Raw genomic sequence first — 21,080 nt, 5'->3', positions numbered from 1 at the left:
CGGATAATCGGGCTTTGCTCCGCGAGGAACCGCCGTGTACGTGGACAACGCCAGCGTTCCCGCCCGCAAGCCGGTGACCGTGCCGGGCCTGCGCGCGATGAAGGCGCAGGGGCGCAAGATCGTGATGCTGACCGCCTACGACGCCAGCTTCGCGCACCAGCTCGAGGCGGCCGGCGTGGACGTGGCCCTGGTCGGCGATTCGCTGGGCATGGTGGTGCAGGGCCACCGCAGTACGCTGCCGGTCACCCTCGAGCACATGGTCTACCACACCGCCGCGGTGGCGCGCGGGCTCCATGCCACGCTGCTCGTCGCGGACCTGCCGTTCATGGCCGACCGCGATACCGGCCACACGCTGGAGGCAGCGGCGCGGCTGGTCGGCGAGGCCGGTGCGGCGGCGGTGAAGATCGAAGGCGCGGCGCCGCACATCCTCGACGCCATCGCCGCGCTCACCGCGCGTGCGGTGCCGGTGTGCGCGCACCTGGGACTCACCCCGCAGTCGGTGCACAAGTTCGGCGGCTTCCGCATCCAGGGCCGCGAACAGGAGGCGGCCGACCGCGTACTGGCCGAGGCGCTCGCGGTGCAGTCGGCCGGCGCGGACCTGCTGGTGCTCGAGGGCGTGCCCAGCGCGCTGGGCGAGCGCGTCACCCGTGCGGTGCAGATCCCCGTGGTCGGCATCGGCGCCGGCCCGCACTGCGACGGGCAGGTGCTGGTGATCTACGACATGCTCGGCATTACGCCGGGGCGGCGCCCCAAGTTCAGCAAGGATTTTCTCGCCGGCCGCAATTCTGTGGCGGAGGCGATCGCCGCCTTTGCCGAAGACGTGCGCAATGGCGCCTTCCCGGCACCCGAACACTGCTTCGACTGACCGGGAGAGCCACCCCATGCAGACTGTGCAAGACGCGGCCGGATTGCGCGCGGCCGTCCGCGGATGGCGGGGCCAGGGCCAGACGGTCGGCTTCGTGCCGACCATGGGCAACCTGCACGAAGGCCACCATTCGCTGATCCGCCTCGCGCGCGCGCGCGCCGACCGCGTGGTGGCGAGCGTGTTCGTCAACCCCACCCAGTTCGGCCCCGGCGAGGATTTCGAGCGCTACCCGCGCACCCTGGCGCAGGACCAGGCCGGACTGGCGGAGCTGGGTTGCGATCTGCTGTTCGCCCCCGACGTGGCCACCCTCTATCCCTTCGGCGCGGCGCAGAGCGTGCGCGTGCACGTACCGGGCATCACCGACACGCTGGAAGGCGCGCACCGGCCCGGCCACTTCGATGGCGTCGCCACCGTGGTGTGCAAGCTGTTCAACCTGGTGCAGCCGGACGTGGCGGTATTCGGCCAGAAGGATTTCCAGCAGCTGAAGGTGATCGAGCGCATGGTGCGCGACCTGGCGCTGCCGGTGAAGGTGGTGCCGGCGCCGACCCTGCGCGCGCCCGACGGCCTGGCGCTCAGCTCGCGCAACCAGTACCTGTCCGAGGCCGAGCGTGCGCTGGCGCCGCAGATCCACCAGACGCTGCAGAAGATGCGTGAGCTGCGGCTGGAGAAAGGCCACGCGTGGCGGGTGATCGAGCAGGCCGCCGTCGCCACGCTGCAGCGCGCGGGCTTCCAGCCGGATTACGCGGTGATCCGCCGCGCCGAGGACCTGGCCGAACCGGCCGACGACGAGCGCCAGGGCCTGGTGGCGTTGATCGCCGCGCGGCTGGGCACCACGCGGCTGATCGACAACCTGCCGTTCGACTGAGTAGCCGCCAGGCTTGCTTGCCTGCTGTAGGAGCGAGCTTGCTCGCGAGGCCTTCTGCCGTGCTTGGCGCGTGCCGAAAAGCATCGCGAGCAAGCCCGCCCTACACCGGCCTTACTCCTGTCGCTCCCACACCTGGCTGCGGCCGAGCAGGGCGAAGCCGATGTAGCCGTGCACATCGAGCTTGTTGCCGTTGTCGAGCATGCTCAGCTTGACCTTGTAGGTCTTGCCGTTGTGCGGATCGAGGATCCTGCCGCCGTCCCACACGTCGCCGTCGCGGTGGACGCCCCACATGATCACCATGCCTTCGACCGGCTGGTCCTTGCGCTCGCCCTCGCACTTGCGGCACAGCGGGTGGGGGCCCTCGTCCGATTGCAGCACCTGCAGCACCTTGCCCTGCAGTTCGCCGTTCTGCTCGGTGATCTGCACGATCGACTTGGGCTTGCCGGTGGTGTCGTCGATGGTCTTCCAGGTGCCGACCGGGGTGTCGTCGGCCGCGAACGCGGCAGCGCTTGCCAGCATCAGGCCGGCGGCCGCGGCCAGGCGGAACAGTTGCTTCATGGTTGCCCTCCCGTACGAAAGCGTACGGTGGCGAGCCTGACGAGCCGCCGCGAGAGCGTCAAGCTGCGTTGCGCAAACGCGCCACCGGCTGATCCGGGTCAGCGGGGCAGGGGCCGCGGCTGGCATAATCGACGGTCCCCGAACCCAAGTGCCAGCCATGAACGAAGTGAACGAAGCGCGGGTCCGCCAGCTGCTCGGCGGCCTGGTCGATCCGCATACCGGCGCGCCGCTCGCCGACGCCGTGCGCGCGGTCGGCGTCGACGGCGCGCGGGTCTCGGTGGACGTCCAGCTCGGCTATCCGGCCGCCTCCGCGATCGAGGACCTCGCCGCGCGCGCGCGCCGCGCGCTGGAGGCCGACCCGGCGATCGAGGCGGCCAGCGTCTCGGTCGCCAGCCGCATCCAGCCGCACAAGGTGCAGGGCGTGCTGGCGCCGCTGCCGAACGTCAAGAACATCATCGTGGTCGCCTCCGGCAAGGGGGGCGTGGGCAAGTCGACGGTGTCCGCCAACCTTGCGCTGGCGCTGCAGGCCGAGGGCGCGCGCGTGGGCGTGCTGGACGCGGACATCTACGGTCCCAGCCAGCCGCGCATGCTCGGCATCGAGGGCAAGCCGCAGTCGCCGGACGGCAAGAGCATCCTGCCGATGCAGGCGCATGGCCTGCAGGCCATGTCGATCGGTTTCCTGGTGGACGCCGAGACGCCGATGATCTGGCGCGGCCCGATGGTCACCCAGGCGATGCTGCAGCTGCTCAACGACACCCGCTGGGACATGCTCGACTACCTGGTGGTCGACCTGCCGCCGGGCACCGGCGACATCCAGCTCACGCTGGCGCAGAAGGTGCCGGTGGCCGGCGCGGTGATCGTTACCACGCCGCAGGACATCGCCCTGCTCGATGCGATCAAGGCGCTGAAGATGTTCGAGAAGGTCGAAGTGCCGGTGCTCGGCCTGGTCGAGAACATGGCCACCCACGTCTGCCCCAACTGCGGCCACGAGGAACACGTGTTCGGCGCGGGCGGCGGCGCGCGCATGGCCGAGCAGTATGCGGTGCCCCATCTCGGCTCGCTGCCGCTGGACATCCGCATCCGCGAGCAGGCCGACGGCGGCACGCCCACGGTGGCGGCCATGCCCGATTCGGACCTGGCCGCGCGCTACCGCGAGATCGCCCGCAACGCGGCCGGGCGGCTGTCGCGCCAGCCGCGCAACAAGTCGCTGGGGCTGGGCAAGATCGTGGTGCAGAACGCGCCCCCGGCATGAGCGGGAGGCCCCGGCGGATCCTGTGCCTGTCCGGCAGCCTGCGGCGGCGCTCGGCCAACACCGCGGTGCTGCAGGCGACGCAGGCGCTCGCCCCGGCGGGGCTGGAGCTGGTGCTCTACCAGGGCCTGGCCGGCCTGCCGCCGTTCGACCCGGACGAGGAGGCGGTCGCCGTGCCGCCGCCGGCACGCGCACTGCGCGAGGCGGTGGGGCAGGCCGACGCCCTGCTGATCGCCTGCCCGGAGTACGCCCATGGCGTGCCGGGTGCATTCAAGAACCTGCTCGACTGGCTGGTCGGCAGCTTGGAGTTCCCGGGCAAGCCGGTCGCCCTGATCAACACCTCCGGGCGCGCTTCGCACCACGCCCAGGACGCACTGGCCGAGATCCTCTCCACCATGTCCGCCCGCCTGCTGGGCGGCGCCTGTGTCAGCGTGCCGCTGCCCGGCGCCGGCTGCGGCCGCGAGGACGTGCTGGCCAGCCCGGAGCGCTGCGCGGAAGTGCGCGGCCTGCTGGCGGCACTCGAACACGCGCTCGTGGCGGAGGCCTGCCATCTACCGTAGGAGCGAGCTTGCGCGCGATGCTCCTGGCCCGATCGCACCCGGCAAAAGCATCGGAGCAAGGCGCCCCGCGGGGACGCGCGGCGCTGGCGCCATGGGTCCCCGTGCATGTATTTTTCCCGCTTTGCGCCCGGTCCGGGCCCGATGGAGTGCCGCGTGAGCATCAAGTCCGACAAGTGGATCCGCCGCATGGCCGAGCAGCACGGCATGATCGAACCGTTCGAACCGGGGCAGGTCAAGCTGCGCGAAGGCACCAAGCTGGTGTCCTACGGCACGTCCAGCTACGGCTACGACGTGCGCTGCGCGCGCGAGTTCAAGATCTTCACCAACATCAACTCCACCATCGTCGATCCCAAGGCGTTCGACCCGGAAAGCTTCGTCGACGTGCAGGCGGACGTGTGCATCATCCCGCCGAACTCGTTCGCGCTGGCGCGCACGGTCGAGTACTTCCGCATTCCGCGCAACGTGCTGACCATCTGCCTGGGCAAGAGTACCTACGCGCGCTGCGGCATCATCGTCAACGTCACGCCGCTGGAGCCGGAATGGGAGGGCCACGTCACGCTCGAGTTCTCCAACACCACGCCACTGCCGGCCAAGATCTACGCCAACGAGGGCGTGGCGCAGATGCTGTTCCTGGAATCGGACGAGGAGTGCGAGACCAGCTACAAGGACCGCGGCGGCAAGTACCAGGGCCAGCAGGGCGTGACCCTGCCGCGGACCTGAGCGCGGCTGAACGGTCGCCCGTCCGCGCCGGTTGCCGGCCCCGCGCTCGGCGCTACACTCGCCCGGCTACCAAGAGACATCCGCAGGAGACCCGCATGATCCGCCTTTCCCACCTGTTGCGACGCGCCGGTGCCGCCGTCCTGCTCGGCAGCCTGCTCGTGCTGGCCGGCTGCCACCGCGAGAGCGTGAAGCAGGAGGCCGCCATCCAGCAGGCGCAGAGCCAGTTCGACACCACCATCAAGGCCTACAAGAGCGGCCAGTTCCTGGTCGACGGCGCGGTGCTCTCGGCGCTGGACACCGGCAGCCATTTCGCCTACCTGAAGGACGTCGGCAAGCTGCCCAAGACCGTGTTGCTGCTGCCCAGCGACGACTCCAAGATCCGCAAGGCGCACCTGCAGTTCATGGCGCGCATGGTGCTCGACTACGGTTTCGCCGCCTACTACGACGACGACGGCGAGCTGAAGAAGATCAACCCGGTCGAGACCAAGGCCCGTGCGCTGGAGGATTACCACGCGCCGGTCAAGATGAACGACGAGCTGAAGGGCAAGGACGCGGCCGGCGGCGGCTACGATCCGCAGCAGCAGTAATCCGGTCCGGCCCGCCCTGCCCGGTCGGGTAGGGCGGGTGTCCCCCGCGCAGCGCCAGCGTCAACGCGTGTCGCGCAGCGCCTCGCGCAGGCGCCCGAGCAACGCCTCGCGGGCCGCTTCCTCGTACGGCACGGCGGCGCCGTTGCCCCACACCGGCCCCGGCCATGCGGCATCGCCTTCGCACCGGGCCACCACGTGCACGTGCAATTGCCGCACGATGTTGCCCAGCGCGCCGAGGTTGAGCTTGTCGCACGGCACCACCGTGCGCAGCGCGGCGCCGGCGCGGTCGACCTCGTGCCACAGCAGCGTGCGTTCCGAGGGAGTCAGGTCGGCGATCTCGATCAGCCCCGCGCGCTGCGGCACCAGCACCAGCCAGCCGAAGCGCGCATCGTCCATCAGGCGCAGTTCGCACAGGTCGAGCCGGGCTACCGGGCGGGTGTCGGCCGCCAGCCGCGGATCGAGCAGGAAGCCGGCGTTCATGCGCCCGCCAGTTCCCGCCCGAAGAAGGCGAGCGTGCGCTGCCAGGCCAGCCTGGCGCTGGCCTCGTGGTAGTGCGGGTCGCCGTCGCGGTTGAAGGCGTGGCCCGCCGGATAGGTGTGCACCTCCATCTGCGGCAGCAGTTCACGGTGTTTGGCGACCGCCTCCGGCGGGATGCTCGGATCGTGCTCGCCGAAGTGGAACATCACCGGCGCCCTGGGCTTCTCGGCCAGGAACGGCACGTTGCGCGCGCCGTAGTAGCTCACCGAGGGCAACCCGAGCCGCAGCGCCGAGAGCAGCGCCACGGTACCGCCCCAGCAGTAGCCGACCGTGCCGATCCGGCCGGCCGAGGCGATCGCCTCGGCGGCGCTGGCCACGTCCTCGACCGCGCGGTCCAGGCCCAGCTCGGTGACCAGCGCCTTGCCGCGCGCCATCCCGGCCTCGTCGTAGCCGAGCTCGACGCCGCTTTCCAGGTGGTCGAAGAAGGCCGGCGCGATCGCCGTGTAGCCGGCGGCGGCGAAGCGGTCGGCCACGCTGCGGATGTGCGGGGTGACACCGAAGATCTCCTGGATCACCACCACCCCGCCCCTGGCCTTGCCCTCGGCCTTGGCGAGATAGCCGCCGATGCATTGGGTGCCGCGGGTGGGGATGTTGATCGACTGGCCCATGGCCGGAGACTCCTTGCTTGCCGAACGCCAAGCATAGCGGGCCGGTGGTGAGTGGTCCGCTCACGTATAATTGCCCGTTTTCCCGGCACTTCCGGTACCGCATCCATGCCGCAGTCCTCTCCCAAGATCGGTTTCGTCAGCCTCGGCTGCCCCAAGGCGCTGGTCGATTCCGAGCGCATCCTCACCCAGCTCAAGGTGGAGGGCTACGAGATCGTGCCCAGCTACCAGGCGGCCGACGCGGTGGTGGTCAACACCTGCGGCTTCATCGACGCGGCGGTGCAGGAATCGCTGGACGCCATCGGCGAGGCGCTGCACGAGAACGGCAAGGTGATCGTCACCGGCTGCCTGGGCAAGCGCTCGGAACTGATCCGCGAGGCCTACCCCGAGGTGCTCTCGATCAGCGGCCCGCAGGACTACGCCAGCGTCATGAGTGCGGTGCACACGGCGCTGCCGCCCCAGCGCAATCGGTTGCTCGACCTGGTGCCGGACACCGGCGTCAAGCTGACGCCCAAGCACTACGCCTACCTCAAGATTTCCGAGGGCTGCAACCACCGCTGCAGCTTCTGCATCATTCCGTCCATGCGCGGCGACCTGGTCTCGCGGCCGGTCGACCAGGTGCTGGTCGAGGCGGAGAAGCTGGTCAGGGGTGGCGTGAAGGAGCTGCTGGTGATCTCGCAGGACACCAGCGCCTACGGCGTGGACCTCAAGTACGCCGAGCGCGAATGGCGCGGCAAGGCGTACCGCACGCGCATGACCGAGCTGTGCCAGGGCCTGTCCGAGCTCGGCGCCTGGGTGCGCCTGCACTACGTCTACCCGTACCCGCACGTGGACGAGGTGATGCCGCTGATGGCCGCGGGGAAGATCCTTCCCTACCTGGACATCCCGTTCCAGCACGCCAGCCCGCGCATCCTCAAGCTGATGAAGCGGCCCGGCAACATCGACCGCACGCTCGAGCGCATCCGCGCCTGGCGTGCCGCCGTGCCGGAGCTCACCCTGCGCAGCACCTTCATCGTCGGCTTCCCCGGCGAGACCGATGACGAGTTCGAGGAGCTGCTCGACTTCCTGCGCGAGGCACAGCTCGACCGCGTCGGCGCCTTCGCCTATTCGCCGGTGGAGGGTGCCAAGGCCAACGCGCTGCCCGACCCGGTGCCGGAGGAGCTCAAGGAAGACCGGCTGGAGCGCTTCATGGAAGTCCAGGCCGGAATCTCCGCGGCCAAGCTGCAACGCAAGATCGGCCGGATCCTGACCGTGCTGGTCGACGAGGCGGGCGAGGGCGGCGCGGTCGCGCGCTCCTCGGCCGACGCCCCGGAGATCGACGGCATGGTGCACATCGCCGACGGCCGGGGACTCAAGCCGGGCCAGTTCGTGCAGGTCACGGTCGAGGCGGCCGACCAGCACGACCTGCACGCCCGCCTGGCGCAGCCGCTGCTCACGGTGGTGTGACGCGGTGCGCTACGTCGCGCCGGCGCGCGATGCGGTCGACCCCTGCGTGTTCGACCGGCCGCCGCTGGACGCCTGGCGCGCGTACGCACATCTGTTTCGGGGCGACTGGCCCGCGCCGGAGGCGTTCAATGCGTACCTGCCGGCGGACGCACGCGAGCGTTTCGTGGCGCAGACGCCGGCGCTGCTGGCCGACGGCCTGCACTACGAGCAGCGCATCGCGGAGCGGGGGCTCGTCGCCACCCGCGAAGGCAACTGGCACGACCTCTTCAACGCGCTGGTCTGGCTTCGCTACCCCGAGCTCAAGCGGGCCCTGAATGCGCGGCAGGTGGCGGACATCCGCCGCCTCGGCCCGCACCGGCGCTCGCGTGCGCAGTGCGCGCTCACCCACTTCGACGAGGCCGGCGCGATCGTCCTGCTGCGCGAGGCGCGCCTGCTCGCGCTGTGGGATGCCCACGACTGGTACGGGTTGTTCTGGCGCGAGCGCGACGCCTGGCGGGACGGGCGGCTGCGGCTGGTGGTGTTCGGGCACGCCCTGCTCGAGCACGCGCTCACGCCCGACAAGCTGCTGGTCGGCAAGGCGCTGGCGGTGCTCGGCGACGACGAGGCCGCCGCCTGCGCGCAGGTGGCCGGCGCGATCGCCGCGGGCGAGCTGCTGTGCGATCCGCAGGAACTGCGCCCGCTGCCGCTGTCGGGCCTTCCCGGCTGGCACCGGGAGGGCGAGCGCGAGGCCTTCCATCGCGACGCGGCCTGTTACCGTCCGCTGCGCCCGGGCCGGACCTATCCCGCACCGCTCCACCCCGCCGCCTAGGTAGGAGCGAGCTTGCTCGCGATGCTTCTGCGCCTGCCGCCCACCCGGAAAGGCATCGCTCGCACGCCCGTTGCTGCGGGTCGGCAGGCCGGGTTCGGGCCGACGGTGCCTTGACGTGGCTTGCGGCACGGTAGGGTTCCCTTGGTCGAGGCGTCCGCGCGTGATTCCCCGCTTCAACGACCACGCCGCCAACGAGCGTACCTACCTGGCCTGGGTGCGCACGGCGATCGCCGTGATGGCGTTCGGCTTCCTGGTCGAGCGCTTTGACCTGTTCCTCACCTACGCCTCGGCCAACGCCTCGCGCGCGGCGCGCAAGCTGCACCTGCACCTGCATACCACCGAATGGGTAGGGTTGCTGCTGATCGTGTTCGGCGCGCTGATGATCCTGCTGGCGTCCGCGCGCTTCCTGCGCAACCGGCACGACATCGCGCTGGAGCGCACCGAGGCCTATGCGGGCCCGGTGGGGGAGAAGCTGCTGGCGGCGATCCTGGTGCTGCTCGGCCTGTTCCTGGTGGTCTACGTCGGCCAGGAGCTGGCCGCGCTGGGCACTCAGCCGGACGCGTAGTCGATCCCGGTCACCGCGAAGCGGGTGCGTCCCGCGGGCAGCTCGGCCTCGAACTCGTCGTCCAGCTTCTTCTTGAGCAGCGCGCGGGCCAGCGGCGAGTCGATGCTGATCCAGCCGCGCCGGGCGTCGGTCTCGTCCGGGCCGACGATCCGATAGCGCACCGTCTCGCCGGTGCCGAGGTTCTCCACCTCCACCTCGGCGCCGAAGTAGACCGTGTCCCGATCGGCCGGCGTCCCCTCCGCCACCTTGAGTGCGGGAATACGCTTGCTGAGGTAGCGCACCCGCCGGTCGATCTCGCCCAGCTGTTTCTTGCGGTAGGTGTATTCGGCGTTCTCGGAACGATCGCCCTCGGCCGCCGCTGCGGCCAGCGCCTTGACCACCTCCGGGCGCAGCGTGTGCCAGAGGTGGTCCAGTTCCGCCTTGAGCTTCTCGAAGCCCTCGCGGGTGACGATCGCGGTGGAGGAGGGCGCGGGTGGCCGCCAGCGGCTCATGCGATCCCCTCCGCCTGCCCCAGCTGCGCGGCCAGGGTCGCGACCTCGGCCCGCTTCGGATGATCGGCCGGGAGCGTGCCCAGCCGGCCGAGCAGGACCAGCGCCTCGCCCGGCTGGCCGAGCGGCGCGCCGAGCAGGCGGGCGCCGAGCAGGGCGTACTCCGGCGCGCGCGTATCCCCGGGCCAGGCGTCGAGGAAGCCGCGGCAGAGGCGCGCGGCCATGCGGTTCATGCCGTGCCGTGCCGCGGCTTCGGCGAGCACGCCGGCGTGGCCGGGGTCGTCGGGCAGGAAGGAGGGATCCAGGTCGGTGCATTCCTGCACCAGGCGCAGCGCTCTGCGGGCCTCGCCACCGGCCGTCAGCGCGGCGATCCAGATCTGTCCGTGCACCAGCAGGGCCTCACGCATGCCCTGTTGCCGCAGCAGATCGCGGTAGGTTTCGTGCAGCACCGGTGGCGCGGCCCGGTCCTGCAGTCGTCCGGCCAGCAGCCGCAGTGCGGCCTGCGGGTCGTCGGTGGCCAGCTCGCGGGCCTGCGCGGCGAGCCGGCCGTCCTGGTCCTGGCCGGACGTCTCGGCGAGTGCCTCGGCGCGCGCCTCGATACCGAAATGCTCCCGGCGCTGCTGCAGCATGCCGCCCATCAGGTGGAACGCCAGGAACACCAGGTAGTTGCAGAGGAACGCGAACACCGGCACGGCGAGCAACCGGGGCAGCGCCGCCGTGGCGACCGAAGCGGCGACGATCAGCACGCCCAGCAGCAGGTTGATCGCCACCGGCACCAGGTAGGCGGTGCCGAAACCCGCCACCACGCGCGCCAGATGGGCCGGGTTGAGCGCCAGGGCCAGGTTGGCATCGAAGGCGAGGGCCATGTCGATGGCGGGCAGGATCAGCGCGAACACGACGACCAGCGGCCACAGCAGCGCCGGGAAGAACACGCCGGCGAGCACGCCGCAGTCGACCGCGAACAGGTGGATCGCGGTCAGCGCCCAGCCGGCATCGTTGTCGCCGTCGATGCCCACGTCCGGTGGATCGGCGTAGCCGTGGGCGGTGTGCTGCATGCAGTCGGCGGCATAGCGCCAGGTCGCCATCCATACCGCCGCGGCGCCGAACAGGCCGATGAAAACGGGCAGCAAGGCCACGTAATGGGCCAGCGCGAGCGCGATGCAGGTCGCCAGGGCGGACCCGCGCAGCGGATAGGAAAAGCCCCGGCGCACACGCTCGGCCAGCGGCAGGTCGGCGGGGACGGTGGCGACGCGCGGCATGCTCAGCGCCCGCCGAGAATGCCGCCCAGCACGCCGCGCAGGATCTGCCGGCCGAGCTGGCTGCCCATGGTGCGCACGACCTGCTTGCCCATCGTCTCGATCATGCCCTGGCGTCGCCGGGTGCCGAACAGGGCGTCGTGCACCGCGCCGCCCCAGGCGCTGCCGCCGGCCGTCTCGGGCGGCGGCACGCCCGCGGCGACGGTCTGCGCATCGGCTGCCTTGGCCTGCGCGCGCCGCGCGAGCATCTCCGCGGCCGACTCGCGGTTGATCGCCGTGTCGTACTTCGCCCCGACCGGCGAACGCTGGCGCACCGCGCTGCGTTCGGCTTCGCTGATCGCGCCGATGCGGCAGCGCGGCGCGGTGACCAGTACCCGCTCGACCGGGCTGGGCACGCCGCCCTCGCGCAGGGTCGAGGCCAGCGCCTCGCCCACGCCGAGCTGGCCGATCGCGGCGGCCACGTCCAGCCTCGGGTTGGGTGCGAAGGTTTCCGCGGCGGCGCGCACGGCCTTCTGGTCGCGCGGGGTGAACGCGCGCAGGGCGTGCTGGATGCGGTTGCCGAGCTGGCCGAGGATCTGCTCGGGCACGTCGTCGGGGTTCTGCGAGCAGAAGTACACGCCGACGCCCTTGGAGCGGATCAGCCGCACCACCTGTTCCACCCGCTGGCGCAGCGCGGGCGGGCAGTCGTCGAACAGCAGGTGCGCCTCGTCGAAGAAGAACACCAGCTTGGGCTGCTCCGGATCGCCCACTTCCGGCAACTGCTCGAACAGCTCCGACAGCAGCCACAGCAGGAAGGTGGCGTAGAGCTTGGGCTTGAGGATCAGCTGGTCGGCCGCCAGCACGTTGATCACGCCGCGGCCGCTCAGGTCCTGCCGCAGCAGGTCGGACAGCTCCAGCGCCGGTTCGCCGAAGAAGGCCGCGCCGCCGGCCTGCTCCAGCGCCAGCAGCGCCCGCTGGATGGCGGCGATGCTGGGTTTGCCGATCAGCCCGTACTGCGTGGAGATGGTCTTGGCGTTGTCGGCGGCGAAGCCGAGCAGTGCGCGCAGGTCGGCCAGGTCCAGCAGCAGCCAGCCCTGGTCGTCGGCGACCTTGAACACGATCTCCAGCACGCCCTGCTGGGTGTCGTTGAGTTCCAGCACGCGGCCGAGCAGGGCCGGGCCCATCTCGCTGACGGTGGCGCGCAGCGGGTGGCCGTGCCGGCCGTAGAGGTCCCAGAAGATCACCGGGTTGGCCTGCGGCTGCCAGTCGTCCAGGCCGAGCGTGGCCAGCCGCGCCTTGAGCTTGTCGCCGGGCGCGCCCGCGGGCATCGCCAGCCCGGCCAGGTCGCCCTTGACGTCGGCCAGCACGCAAGGCACGCCCAGCCGCGAGAAGCCTTCGGCCAGCACCATCAGCGACACCGATTTGCCGGTCCCGGTGGCGCCGGCGACCATGCCGTGGCGGTTGCCGTAGCGCGGATCCAGGCTGACGCTGGCGGATTCGTTGCGGCCGATCAGGATCTCGGGCATGGGTGCGTTCCCTGCGGAAGGATGGCGCGATTGTAGCCATGCGGATCCAGGTCGCAGTTCGCGCGACCGGACAGGCAGGCGTGTCTTTGGCATCGCGGCTGCATGCGCTAAGGTGAATGTATTCCCGCCGTCAAGCTTCCGTCATGCCGTCGTCCACGCTCGCCCATCGTTTCCGCCTCGCGCCACTCGCTGCCGGGCTCGTTCTGCTGACCGCCTGCGCGACCGGGGGCGGCGGCCGGCCCCCCGCGTCCGTCAACGTGCTGTATGCGCAGCTGGACCAGGCCAGCAAGGGCTACGAGACGGCGCTGCAGCAGGCGCGCGAAGGCAACGGGCAGGCCTCCGAGCAGAGCCTGGAAGATGCGCTGGACGGCCTCAAGCAGGCGGCGGCGCGGTGCGGCGACACGCCCGGCTGCGATCCGCAACGCTTCTTCTCGGTGTTCGACCGGCTGCTGCGCCTGAAGGACGGCAGCTTCTTCGCCGGCGACGACCTGGACACGCTCGGCGAGGAGGCGCCCGAGGAGGCCGTGGCCGGTGCGGCGGCGCTGCCGCAGGCACAGCGCAGCGTGACCCTGCTGCGCGGGCACAAGCTGTCCGAGCTGATCGCGATGAACGGGCCGGTCAAGGCCGCACTGGAAATGTGGCTGACCCAGTGGCGCTCCAACCTGGTCGACACCTGGATCAACTACCAGTACATGCGCTACGAGATGTGGCCGCAGTACGAGAAGGCGGACCTGCCCGAGGCGCTGCTGTTCGGCATCATGGCCAAGGAGTCCGGCGGCAAGGTGCATGCGGTGTCCCGTTCGGGCGCCGCCGGCCCGCTGCAGTTCATGTACGCCACCGGCCTGCGTTTCGGCCTCAACAACGAGGACGGGTTCGACACCCGCTTCGATCCGTCGCAGGCCGCGCGCGCCAACGCCGCCTACATGGACGAGCAGCTGAAGGCGTTCAACGACAATCTCGAGCTGGCGCTGGCCGCCTACAACGGGGGCGAGGGGCGCATGCGCCGCATGGTCGGCGGCGACACCGACGTCAGCTTCTACGACCCGAGGATCTACAACCAGCTCTCCGAGGAGACCCGCGAATACGTGCCCGCGGTGCTGGCCGCCGCCTGGCTGTTCCTGCATCCCGATAGCTACAACCTGCACTTTCCCAAGATCGACGGCGCGCCGGGCCGCATCACCCTCAAGCGTCCCGCCTCGCTCTCCGAGCTGACCATCTGCCTGGGCTCGGCCCAGGGCATGGACGACGGCTGGTTCCGCACCCTGCGCAACCTCAACCCGCGGTTGAACCCGCAGGCGCAGCAGCCGGCGGGCAGCGAGCTGCAGGTGCCCAAGCAACTGGAAGCGGTGTACGCCTCGCGCTGCGTGGACGGCCCCTGGCCGATCCTCGCCAGCGACCTGCACTCGGCAGTGGTGCCGCAGGTGGCCCAGGCCGATCCACCGCCGCCCAGCCGCAAGGTGCGCCCGCACTCGCGCTACGTGGTGCGCCGCGGCGACACGCTGGTGGCCATCGTGCGCAGGCTCGGCTGCTCGGACGTGCAGGAAGTGTCCGAGCTCAACGACCTCAAGCACCACCGCATCAAGGCGGGCCAGGTGCTGCAACTGCCGACCTGCCGCTGAGCGGCTCGCCGGCCGGCGATGACGTCGCGTGCGTCAGGCCGCGGCGCCGGACTGCATCCAGCGCTCGGCCGTGTCCTCCTGTTCGCGGGGGCTGCCGCTGCCGTGCACGTCCTTCAGCTCCTTCACCACGCGCAGCAACTGCCGGTGGCGGGCCTGCACGAAGGCGTAGGGCGAGTCCTTGGTCTCGTGATAGGCGACCGCCAGCCACTGTGCGATGCCGCGCAGGGCGATTTCCGGGTTGTCCGAGCCGGCACGGGTGTAACCGGCGGCGGTGCCCAGGCCCCAGGGCAGGTAGCGCGCCGTCGGCGGCGTGCCGTACAGGTGGGGGAATTCGCAGGCGGCGGCCTGCCCGATCTCGCGCAGCGTGAGCGTGCTGAGGCGCGTGCGGGCGGCCTGCGGCAAGGCGTCGAAGCTGCCCTGGATACGCCGGAACTGACGGTCGATCAGCAGACAGCGGATGAAGGCGACGACTGGGACGAGCAACTGCATGGGAACCCCCGGGCCTGAGCAGACGCCCGGGAGCATGCCAAGATACCGGCAGGTGATACGCCTAGAACGTCACAGAATGACGTTTTTCGTCAGTCGGTCGGCAACGGCCGGCGGCCGAGCCGCTGGCCCAGCTTCACCGTCTGCTGGGACTGCAGCTCATCCAGCGCGATCATCCCGCGCGGCAGCAGCACGATCACCGTCGAACCCATGTTGAAGCGGGCCATCTCGGCGAAACGCGCCAGCGTGATGTTCTGGCCGGCGAAGGACTTGCGCCGGATGTGCGAGGCGTAGGGCGGAATCACCAGGCCGTCCCAGACCGTGGCCACCGAGGACACCAGCACCGCGCCGACCATCACCACCACGAACGGTCCCTGCGGGCTGTCGAAGTGGCATACCAGCCGCTCGTTGCGCGCGAACAGGCGCGGGATCGCCTCCACCGCGAACGGCGCCACGCTGAAGATGCGCCCGGGGACGTGCACGGTCTCGCGCAGCGTGCCGCCCAACGGCATGTGCACGCGGTGGTAGTCGCGCGGGGACAGATAGATGGTGACGAAGTCGCCGTCGCGGTAAGGCCGGGCGGCCGCCTCGTCGCCGAGCAGCTCGGCGGCCGTGTACTCCTGCCCCTTGGCCTGGAAGATGCGCCCGTCGACGATGCGGCCGGCCTGGCTGATGCGACCGTCGGCCGGCGAGATCAGGGCGGTGGGATCGGCGTCCTCGTGGCGCGCGTTCGGCTTGAGCTTGCGCGTGAAGAACGCATTGAAATGCTGGTAGGCGAACGGGTCGGGCTGTGCCGCCTCGGTCATGTCCACCTTGTAGCGGCGCACGATCTGGCCGATCAGGAAATCCTTCCACGGGCGCCAGGTCCAGCGCGTGGCCCAGTAGACCATCCGCGAGAGTGCACGGTGGGGGAGCAGGTATTGCAGGAGGACGGCGAAAGTCATCCGGCCAGTATAGAGCGCAACGCCCTCTGCCCGCCCGGCGCGGGTGTGCCGGAACTGCGTCGAAGGACACGTGGGGAATCGGGGGCCCTGCGGTGCGCCTCGCTACGCTCGAGGCGGGCGGTGAGGGATAATGGTCGATCCTCCACGCCGCGCCCGCCAGGAAAGGCCCGTGACTTCCGAACTGTCCACGATCATCGACTTCATCCGCTACGGCGCCAGCCGCTTCTCGGCCGCCGGGCTCACCTTCGGGCACAGCCACGACAATCCGATCGACGAGGCCACCCACCTGGTGCTGGCCAGCCTGCACCTGCCGCCGGACATCCCGCCTGCCTACGGCGCCGGCAGGCTCACGGCCGAGGAGCGCGAACGCGTCCTGGGGCTGATCGAGCGGCGCGTCAGCGAACGGCTGCCGGTGGCCTACCTGGTCGGCGAAACCTGGTTCGCCGGCATGAAGTTCAAGAGCGACCGTCGCGCGCTGGTACCGCGCTCGCCCATCGCCGAGCTGATCGAGTCGGGCTTCTCGCCCTGGCTGGACGACCGCCACGTCGAGCGCGCGCTGGACCTGTGCACGGGCTCCGGCTGCATCGGCATCGCCATGGCCGAATACCACCCGCACTGGCAGGTGGATCTGGTCGACATCAGCGAGGACGCGCTTTCGCTGGCGCGCGAGAACATCGCCTTCCAGCACGTGGGCGACCGGGTCGAGGCGATCCGCTCCGACCTGTTCGACGCGCTGGGTGGGCGCCGTTACGACCTGATCGTCTCCAACCCACCCTACGTCACCGAGGACGAGTATGCGGCGCTGCCCGGCGAATACGCCCACGAGCCGAAGCTCGGCCTGACCTCGGGCGAGGACGGCCTGGACATCTGTCTGCGCATCCTGGACCAGGCGGCCGACCACCTGACCGAGGACGGCCTGCTGATCGTCGAGGTCGGCGAGAGCGAGCGTGCCCTGGCCGAGCTGCTGCCGCAGGTGCCGTTCGTCTGGATCGAGTTCAAGGTCGGGCCGATGGGCGTGTTCGCGCTGGAGCGGCGCGACCTCGTCGGGCATGCCGACGCCATCCGCGCGGCCGCGGCGGCCCGCCGCTGATCGCCCGCTGCGCCTCCCTGTAGGAGCGGGCTTGCTCGCGATGCTCGTTCCCGGTGCTCTTGCCTGGCGTCGAGCCAACCCGTAAAGGGCATCGCGAGCAAGCGCGTTCCTACAGTGGCGGCAGGCAGGAGGACGTATGGAGCTGACGACGACACGCCTGCGGATCGACCGCCTGCGCGTATACGACGCGCAGGCGCTGTTCGCCTGTCGCACCGCGCCGGCGGTCGCGCGCTACCAGGGCTGGCGGCCGGCCGACCCGGACGAGGCGAAGGCCTTCATCGAAAGACAGCCGGCCGAACCGTCGACAGGCTGGTTCCAGCGGGCGATTCGTCTGCGCGAGGGTGGCCTGATCGGCGACCTGGGGGTCTGCCTGCCGCACGAGCCGGGTGCGTCGGCCGAGTTCGGCATCAGCCTGGCGCCGGTGCACCAGGGCCGCGGCTACGCGCGCGAGGCGGTGCGGGCGTTGCTGGATCACGGCTTCGGCGTGCTCGGCTGGCGCCGCGTGCAGGCGTCGGTGGATCCGCGCAACGCCGCGTGCCTGGCCCTGCTGCGGTCGCTCGGCCTGCGCCAGGAGGCCCACTTCCGCGAGCGCCTGTGGCTGCACGGCGAATGGGTGGACGATGTGGTGTTCGCCCTGCTCGCAAGGGAGTGGCCTTCCGCCTCCGCGTAGGCCCCCGAAAAATTTCAGCGAGCTTGCCGGGCGTCACCGCTGACGACGGCATCGGGCAAGAGCATCGCGAGCAAGCTCGCTCCAACAGGGGGTGACGAGCGGCTATGCTTCGGCTTTCCCGTAGCGGGCGCGCCGCATGTCCAGCAACGCCTTCGGCAAACTGTTCACCGTCACCACCTTCGGCGAGAGCCATGGGCCGGCGATCGGCTGCGTGATCGACGGCTGCCCGCCCGGGCTCGCCATCACGCCGGAGGAATTCCGCCACGACCTGGCGCGCCGCGCCACCGGCCGCAGCCGACACACCTCGCAACGGCGCGAGGCCGACGAGGTGGAGATCCTCTCCGGCGTGTACGAGGGCCGCACCACCGGCACGCCGATCGCGCTGCTGATCCGCAACACCGACCAGCGCAGCAAGGACTACGGCGACATCGCCAGTACCTTCCGTCCAGGCCATGCCGACTACACCTACTGGCAGAAGTACGGCATCCGCGATCCCCGCGGCGGCGGGCGCGCTTCCGCGCGCGAGACCACCATGCGGGTGGCTGCCGCGGTGATTGCCAAGAAATGGCTGGCCGAGCGCTACGGCGTGCGCGTACGTGGCTACCTGGCGCAGCTGGGGGAGGTGACGCCGCGCGGTTTCGATTGGGCGGCGGTGGAAGCCAACCCGTTCTTCTGGCCGGACGCCGCGCAGGTGCCGGACCTGGAGAAGGCCATGGACGCGCTGCGCAAGTCGGGCGACTCCGTCGGCGCGCGCGTGAACGCCGTGGCCGAGGGCGTGCCGCCGGGCTGGGGCGAACCGGTCTACGGCAAGCTCGACGGCGACCTCGCGGCCGCGATGATGTCGATCAATGCGGTCAAGGGCGTCGAGATCGGGGCCGGCTTCGCCGCCGTGGCGCAGCGCGGGACGCAGCACCGCGACGAGATGCGTTTGGACGGCTTTACGTCCAATCATGCCGGTGGCATCCTTGGCGGGATCAGTACCGGCCAGCCGGTGACGGTGTCGGTGGCGTTCAAGCCGACCTCCAGCATCCTGGTGCCGGGGCAGAGCGTGGACCTGGCCGGCGAGAGCGTGCAGGTGGTCACCAAGGGACGCCACGATCCCTGCGTGGGCATCCGCGCCACGCCGATCATCGAGGCCATGCTGGCGCTGGTGCTGATGGACCATGCGCTGCGACACCGGGCGCAATGCGGCGACGTGGGGCCGATCGCCCCCCGCATCGCCTGAACCCCCGACACGGAAACCCCATGACCGGCAAGCCGCGGGTGTGGATCTCACGCCCCACCTTCCCCGAAGTCGTCGCCCGACTCGAGCCGTACTTCGACGTGGCGGCCGAGCCGGAGGAGGTCGTGTTTCCCCCGGCGGAGCTGGCGGCCCGGTTGTCGGCGTGCGAGGCGGCCATCGTCGGGCTCAAGGAGCGCATCGGCGCCGCCGAGGTGGCGCACGCGCCGCGGCTGCGGATCGTCGCCAACCTCGCGGTCGGCTACGACAACCTCGACATTCCGGCGCTGACCGCCGCCGGCATCCTCGCCTCCAACACCGCCGACGTGCTGAACGAGAGCGTGGCCGACTACACCTGGGCGCTGATGCTGGGCGCGGCCCGCCGCATGGGCGAGGCCGAGCGCTGGCTGCGCGCGGGACACTGGCACTCCACCGAGTTCCGCACCTGGCTCGGCATGGACACGCGCGGCCGTACGCTGGGCATCCTCGGCATGGGCCGGATCGGCCAGGCGATCGCGCGGCGGGCGCTGGGCTTCGGCATGCCCGTCATCTACCACAATCGATCGCGCCTGCCGGCGGAGGTCGAGCAGGCCTGCGCCGCGCGCTACGTGGACAAGGACGGATTGCTCGCCGCGGCCGATTTCCTGGTGCTCGCCGTGCCGCTGACCGCCGAGAGCCGACACGCGATCGGCGCGGCCGAGCTGGCGCGCATGAAGCCCACCGCGGTACTGGTCAACATCGCGCGAGGCGGCGTCGTGGACGATGCCGCGCTGGCCGCGGCGCTGGCCGAGGGGCGCCTGGCCGCCGCGGCGCTGGACGTCTTCGAGGGCGAGCCGCAGGTGCATCCGGCGCTGCTCGCCCGGGAAAACGCCCTGCTCAGCCCGCACATCGCCAGCGCCACCTGGGACACGCGCCGCGCGATGACCGCCATGGCGGTGGATAATGTGCTGGCGCTGTTCGGCCACGGTCCCCACGCCGGACGGCCGCCTTCCCCGATCAACCCCGAGGTGCTGGCCGCGCGGCCGGCGCCCTGATTCCCCGACGACACAGGCAACACCACCCATGAGCAAGAAGAGCAGCTACAAGGTCGCCCTGGTCGGCGCCACCGGCGCGGTCGGCGAGACCCTGCTGGCGATCCTGGCCGAACGCGATTTCCCGGTCGGTGAACTGGTGCCTCTGGCCAGCGAGCGTTCGGCCGGCGAGAAGATCGGCTTCGGGGGCAAGCAGGTCACCGTGCGGAACCTGGCCGACTACGACTTCGAGGGAGTGGACATCGCCTTCTTCTCGGCCGGCGGCTCGGTCAGCCGGATGCACGCGCCCCGCGCGGCGGCCGCCGGCGCGGTGGTGATCGACAACACCTCCGAGTTCCGCTACCAGGACGACGTCCCGCTGGTGGTAGCCGAGGTCAACCGGCACGCCATCGCCGACTACACGCGCCGCGGCATCATCGCCAACCCCAACTGCTCGACCATGCAGATGCTGGTGGCGCTGGCGCCGATCCACCGCGCGGTCGGCATCGAGCGGATCAACGTGGCGACCTACCAGTCGGTTTCCGGCGCCGGACGCAGCGGCATGGAGGAGCTCGGCCGCGAGACCGCGGCGCTGCTGAATTTCCAGGATGTGGAACCGGGCAAGAAATTCCCCAAGCAGATTGCTTTCAATGTGATCCCGCATATCGACGAGTTCCAGCCCAACGGCTACACCAAGGAAGAAATGAAGATGGTGTGGGAGACGCGCAAGATCCTGGAGGACGACGCCATCGCGGTGAACCCCACCGCGGTGCGCGTACCGGTGTTCTACGGCCACGCCGAGGCGGTGCACGTGGAGACCCGCGACAAGATCGACGCGGCCCAGGCCCGTGCGCTGCTGGAACAGGCCGAGGGCGTGGTGGTCATGGACGAGCGCAAGCCGGGCGGCTATCCGACCCCGGTGGGTGACGCCGCCGGCAAGGACCCGGTGTTCGTGGGGCGTATCCGCGAGGACATCTCGCACGAGCGCGGCCTGGACCTGTGGATCGTGGCGGACAACATCCGCAAGGGCGCGGCGCTGAATGCAGTGCAGATCGCCGAGCGGCTGATCGAGGATTATCTCTGATGCTCAAATCCGGTCTGGCGCTGTCGTTGCTGTTGCTGGTGTCGTGGCCCGTTCACGCCGATGGCGGGCCCGAGCAGGCGGCGACGGCGCGCGGGCCGACCCCCGGGCAGCTGAAACGGCAATTGCACGCGCAGGACGCCGAGGTGGCCAGGCTGCAGCAGGAGGTCGGCCAGCAGGAGGCACGCAGCCGCGAGGCCGGCCACCGGCTGGAGGAACAGGACCTGCGGATCGAGGCGCTCCGGCGCCAGCTGGACGCGCTCATGCGCTCCCGGCAGGCGGGGCAGCAGCCCTGAAAGCGCCGCCGTCCAGCGAGAATGTGGCGCAGCAATATGCGCTAAGCGGTC

Annotated in this window: 24 protein-coding genes; 16 read left to right on the top strand and 8 right to left on the bottom strand. The window is 70.6% G+C overall.

Annotated features, from left to right (window positions below; all coding sequences use genetic code 11):
* Positions 1–34: 34 nt before the first annotated feature.
* Entirely contained in the window at positions 35–865 is an 831-nt protein-coding gene (gene panB / locus WAT24_RS10110) for a 3-methyl-2-oxobutanoate hydroxymethyltransferase (protein WP_336807735.1), read from the top strand.
* 16 nt (positions 866–881) lie between these two features.
* The gene (panC, locus tag WAT24_RS10105; protein WP_336807734.1) at positions 882–1,730 is read left to right on the top strand and encodes a pantoate--beta-alanine ligase; all 849 of its coding nucleotides are present in this window, start codon (positions 882–884) and stop codon (positions 1,728–1,730) included.
* 111 nt (positions 1,731–1,841) lie between these two features.
* Here panC and WAT24_RS10100 read toward each other — a convergent pair whose 3' ends face one another.
* Entirely contained in the window at positions 1,842–2,288 is a 447-nt protein-coding gene (locus tag WAT24_RS10100; RefSeq protein ID WP_336807733.1) for a DUF2147 domain-containing protein, read from the bottom strand.
* Between the two features lie 157 nt (positions 2,289–2,445).
* Between WAT24_RS10100 and apbC the strand changes: the two genes are divergently transcribed.
* From apbC to WAT24_RS10080, 4 genes are all read left to right on the top strand, one after another.
* Positions 2,446–3,540, top strand: a complete 1,095-nt coding sequence (gene apbC, locus WAT24_RS10095; protein ID WP_336807732.1) for an iron-sulfur cluster carrier protein ApbC — start codon at positions 2,446–2,448, stop codon at positions 3,538–3,540.
* Positions 3,537–4,097, top strand: a complete 561-nt coding sequence (locus tag WAT24_RS10090; protein ID WP_336807731.1) for an NADPH-dependent FMN reductase — start codon at positions 3,537–3,539, stop codon at positions 4,095–4,097. Before apbC ends, WAT24_RS10090 begins: the two co-directional genes overlap by 4 nt.
* Before the next feature lie 153 nt (positions 4,098–4,250).
* Positions 4,251–4,817, top strand: a complete 567-nt coding sequence (dcd, locus tag WAT24_RS10085) for a dCTP deaminase (protein WP_336807730.1) — start codon at positions 4,251–4,253, stop codon at positions 4,815–4,817.
* 95 nt (positions 4,818–4,912) lie between these two features.
* Positions 4,913–5,404, top strand: coding sequence for a hypothetical protein (locus tag WAT24_RS10080; protein ID WP_336807729.1), 492 nt, complete (start codon positions 4,913–4,915; stop codon positions 5,402–5,404).
* Between the two features lie 60 nt (positions 5,405–5,464).
* On the opposite strand, the gene WAT24_RS10075 is transcribed toward WAT24_RS10080, so the two are convergent.
* Together WAT24_RS10075 and WAT24_RS10070 are read right to left on the bottom strand one after the other, a co-directional pair.
* Positions 5,465–5,884, bottom strand: a complete 420-nt coding sequence (locus tag WAT24_RS10075; protein ID WP_336807728.1) for an HIT domain-containing protein — start codon at positions 5,882–5,884, stop codon at positions 5,465–5,467.
* The gene (locus tag WAT24_RS10070; protein WP_336807727.1) at positions 5,881–6,549 is read right to left on the bottom strand and encodes a dienelactone hydrolase family protein; all 669 of its coding nucleotides are present in this window, start codon (positions 6,547–6,549) and stop codon (positions 5,881–5,883) included. The genes WAT24_RS10075 and WAT24_RS10070 overlap by 4 nt, the downstream gene beginning before the upstream one ends.
* A gap of 105 nt (positions 6,550–6,654) precedes the next feature.
* Here WAT24_RS10070 and rimO point away from each other — a divergent pair, with 105 nt between their 5' ends.
* From rimO to WAT24_RS10055, 3 genes are all read left to right on the top strand, one after another.
* Positions 6,655–7,992 carry a 30S ribosomal protein S12 methylthiotransferase RimO gene (gene rimO / locus WAT24_RS10065; protein WP_336807726.1) on the top strand — a complete coding sequence of 446 codons (1,338 nt, stop codon included), beginning with the start codon at positions 6,655–6,657 and terminating at the stop codon, positions 7,990–7,992.
* A gap of 4 nt (positions 7,993–7,996) precedes the next feature.
* The gene (locus tag WAT24_RS10060; RefSeq protein ID WP_336807725.1) at positions 7,997–8,800 is read left to right on the top strand and encodes a DUF3025 domain-containing protein; all 804 of its coding nucleotides are present in this window, start codon (positions 7,997–7,999) and stop codon (positions 8,798–8,800) included.
* 160 nt (positions 8,801–8,960) lie between these two features.
* Positions 8,961–9,365, top strand: a complete 405-nt coding sequence (locus WAT24_RS10055; RefSeq protein ID WP_336807724.1) for a YidH family protein — start codon at positions 8,961–8,963, stop codon at positions 9,363–9,365.
* On the opposite strand, the gene greB is transcribed toward WAT24_RS10055, so the two are convergent.
* The 3 genes from greB to WAT24_RS10040 are packed head-to-tail and all read right to left on the bottom strand — an operon-like array spanning position 9,350 to position 12,614.
* Complete coding sequence (greB, locus tag WAT24_RS10050; protein WP_336807722.1) at positions 9,350–9,856, bottom strand: transcription elongation factor GreB; 507 nt, start codon at positions 9,854–9,856, stop codon at positions 9,350–9,352. The two genes, WAT24_RS10055 and greB, sit on opposite strands and share 16 nt — an antisense overlap.
* Positions 9,853–11,112, bottom strand: a complete 1,260-nt coding sequence (locus WAT24_RS10045; protein WP_336807721.1) for a hypothetical protein — start codon at positions 11,110–11,112, stop codon at positions 9,853–9,855. Before WAT24_RS10045 ends, greB begins: the two co-directional genes overlap by 4 nt.
* Before the next feature lie 2 nt (positions 11,113–11,114).
* The gene (locus tag WAT24_RS10040) at positions 11,115–12,614 is read right to left on the bottom strand and encodes a helicase HerA-like domain-containing protein (RefSeq protein WP_336807720.1); all 1,500 of its coding nucleotides are present in this window, start codon (positions 12,612–12,614) and stop codon (positions 11,115–11,117) included.
* 143 nt (positions 12,615–12,757) lie between these two features.
* Here WAT24_RS10040 and WAT24_RS10035 point away from each other — a divergent pair, with 143 nt between their 5' ends.
* Positions 12,758–14,233, top strand: coding sequence for a transglycosylase SLT domain-containing protein (locus WAT24_RS10035; RefSeq protein WP_336807719.1), 1,476 nt, complete (start codon positions 12,758–12,760; stop codon positions 14,231–14,233).
* Between the two features lie 33 nt (positions 14,234–14,266).
* Here WAT24_RS10035 and WAT24_RS10030 read toward each other — a convergent pair whose 3' ends face one another.
* Positions 14,267–14,722: a hypothetical protein gene (locus WAT24_RS10030; RefSeq protein ID WP_336807718.1), complete on the bottom strand. Its 456-nt coding sequence runs from the start codon at positions 14,720–14,722 to the stop codon at positions 14,267–14,269.
* Between the two features lie 89 nt (positions 14,723–14,811).
* Entirely contained in the window at positions 14,812–15,663 is an 852-nt protein-coding gene (gene asd, locus WAT24_RS10025) for an archaetidylserine decarboxylase (RefSeq protein WP_336807717.1), read from the bottom strand.
* Positions 15,664–15,793: 130 nt separating this feature from the next.
* On the opposite strand from asd, the gene prmB reads away from it, so the two are divergent.
* The 6 genes from prmB to WAT24_RS09995 all read left to right on the top strand — a co-directional run bounded on the left by prmB (position 15,794) and on the right by WAT24_RS09995 (position 21,029).
* Positions 15,794–16,753: a 50S ribosomal protein L3 N(5)-glutamine methyltransferase gene (gene prmB, locus WAT24_RS10020; protein ID WP_336807716.1), complete on the top strand. Its 960-nt coding sequence runs from the start codon at positions 15,794–15,796 to the stop codon at positions 16,751–16,753.
* A 136-nt stretch (positions 16,754–16,889) separates the two neighbouring features.
* Positions 16,890–17,423 (top strand): GNAT family N-acetyltransferase, encoded by a 534-nt coding sequence (locus WAT24_RS10015; protein ID WP_336807715.1) that lies wholly within the window; start codon positions 16,890–16,892, stop codon positions 17,421–17,423.
* A gap of 136 nt (positions 17,424–17,559) precedes the next feature.
* Positions 17,560–18,648: a chorismate synthase gene (gene aroC, locus WAT24_RS10010; protein WP_336807714.1), complete on the top strand. Its 1,089-nt coding sequence runs from the start codon at positions 17,560–17,562 to the stop codon at positions 18,646–18,648.
* A 20-nt stretch (positions 18,649–18,668) separates the two neighbouring features.
* Positions 18,669–19,676 (top strand): 2-hydroxyacid dehydrogenase, encoded by a 1,008-nt coding sequence (locus tag WAT24_RS10005; protein ID WP_336807713.1) that lies wholly within the window; start codon positions 18,669–18,671, stop codon positions 19,674–19,676.
* Positions 19,677–19,704: 28 nt separating this feature from the next.
* A complete protein-coding gene (locus WAT24_RS10000; protein WP_336807712.1) occupies positions 19,705–20,736 on the top strand; it encodes an aspartate-semialdehyde dehydrogenase in 1,032 nt (343 codons plus the stop codon).
* Positions 20,736–21,029 carry a hypothetical protein gene (locus WAT24_RS09995; RefSeq protein ID WP_336807711.1) on the top strand — a complete coding sequence of 98 codons (294 nt, stop codon included), beginning with the start codon at positions 20,736–20,738 and terminating at the stop codon, positions 21,027–21,029. Before WAT24_RS10000 ends, WAT24_RS09995 begins: the two co-directional genes overlap by 1 nt.
* The last annotated feature ends 51 nt before the right edge of the window (positions 21,030–21,080 follow it).

It is taken from the genome of Fulvimonas yonginensis (assembly GCF_037137055.1).
Classification (GTDB): Bacteria; Pseudomonadota; Gammaproteobacteria; order Xanthomonadales; family Rhodanobacteraceae; genus Frateuria_A; species Frateuria_A yonginensis.
Note: the sequence above shows the minus strand (reverse complement) of the source record. Positions and strands in the feature narration are given on the sequence as shown.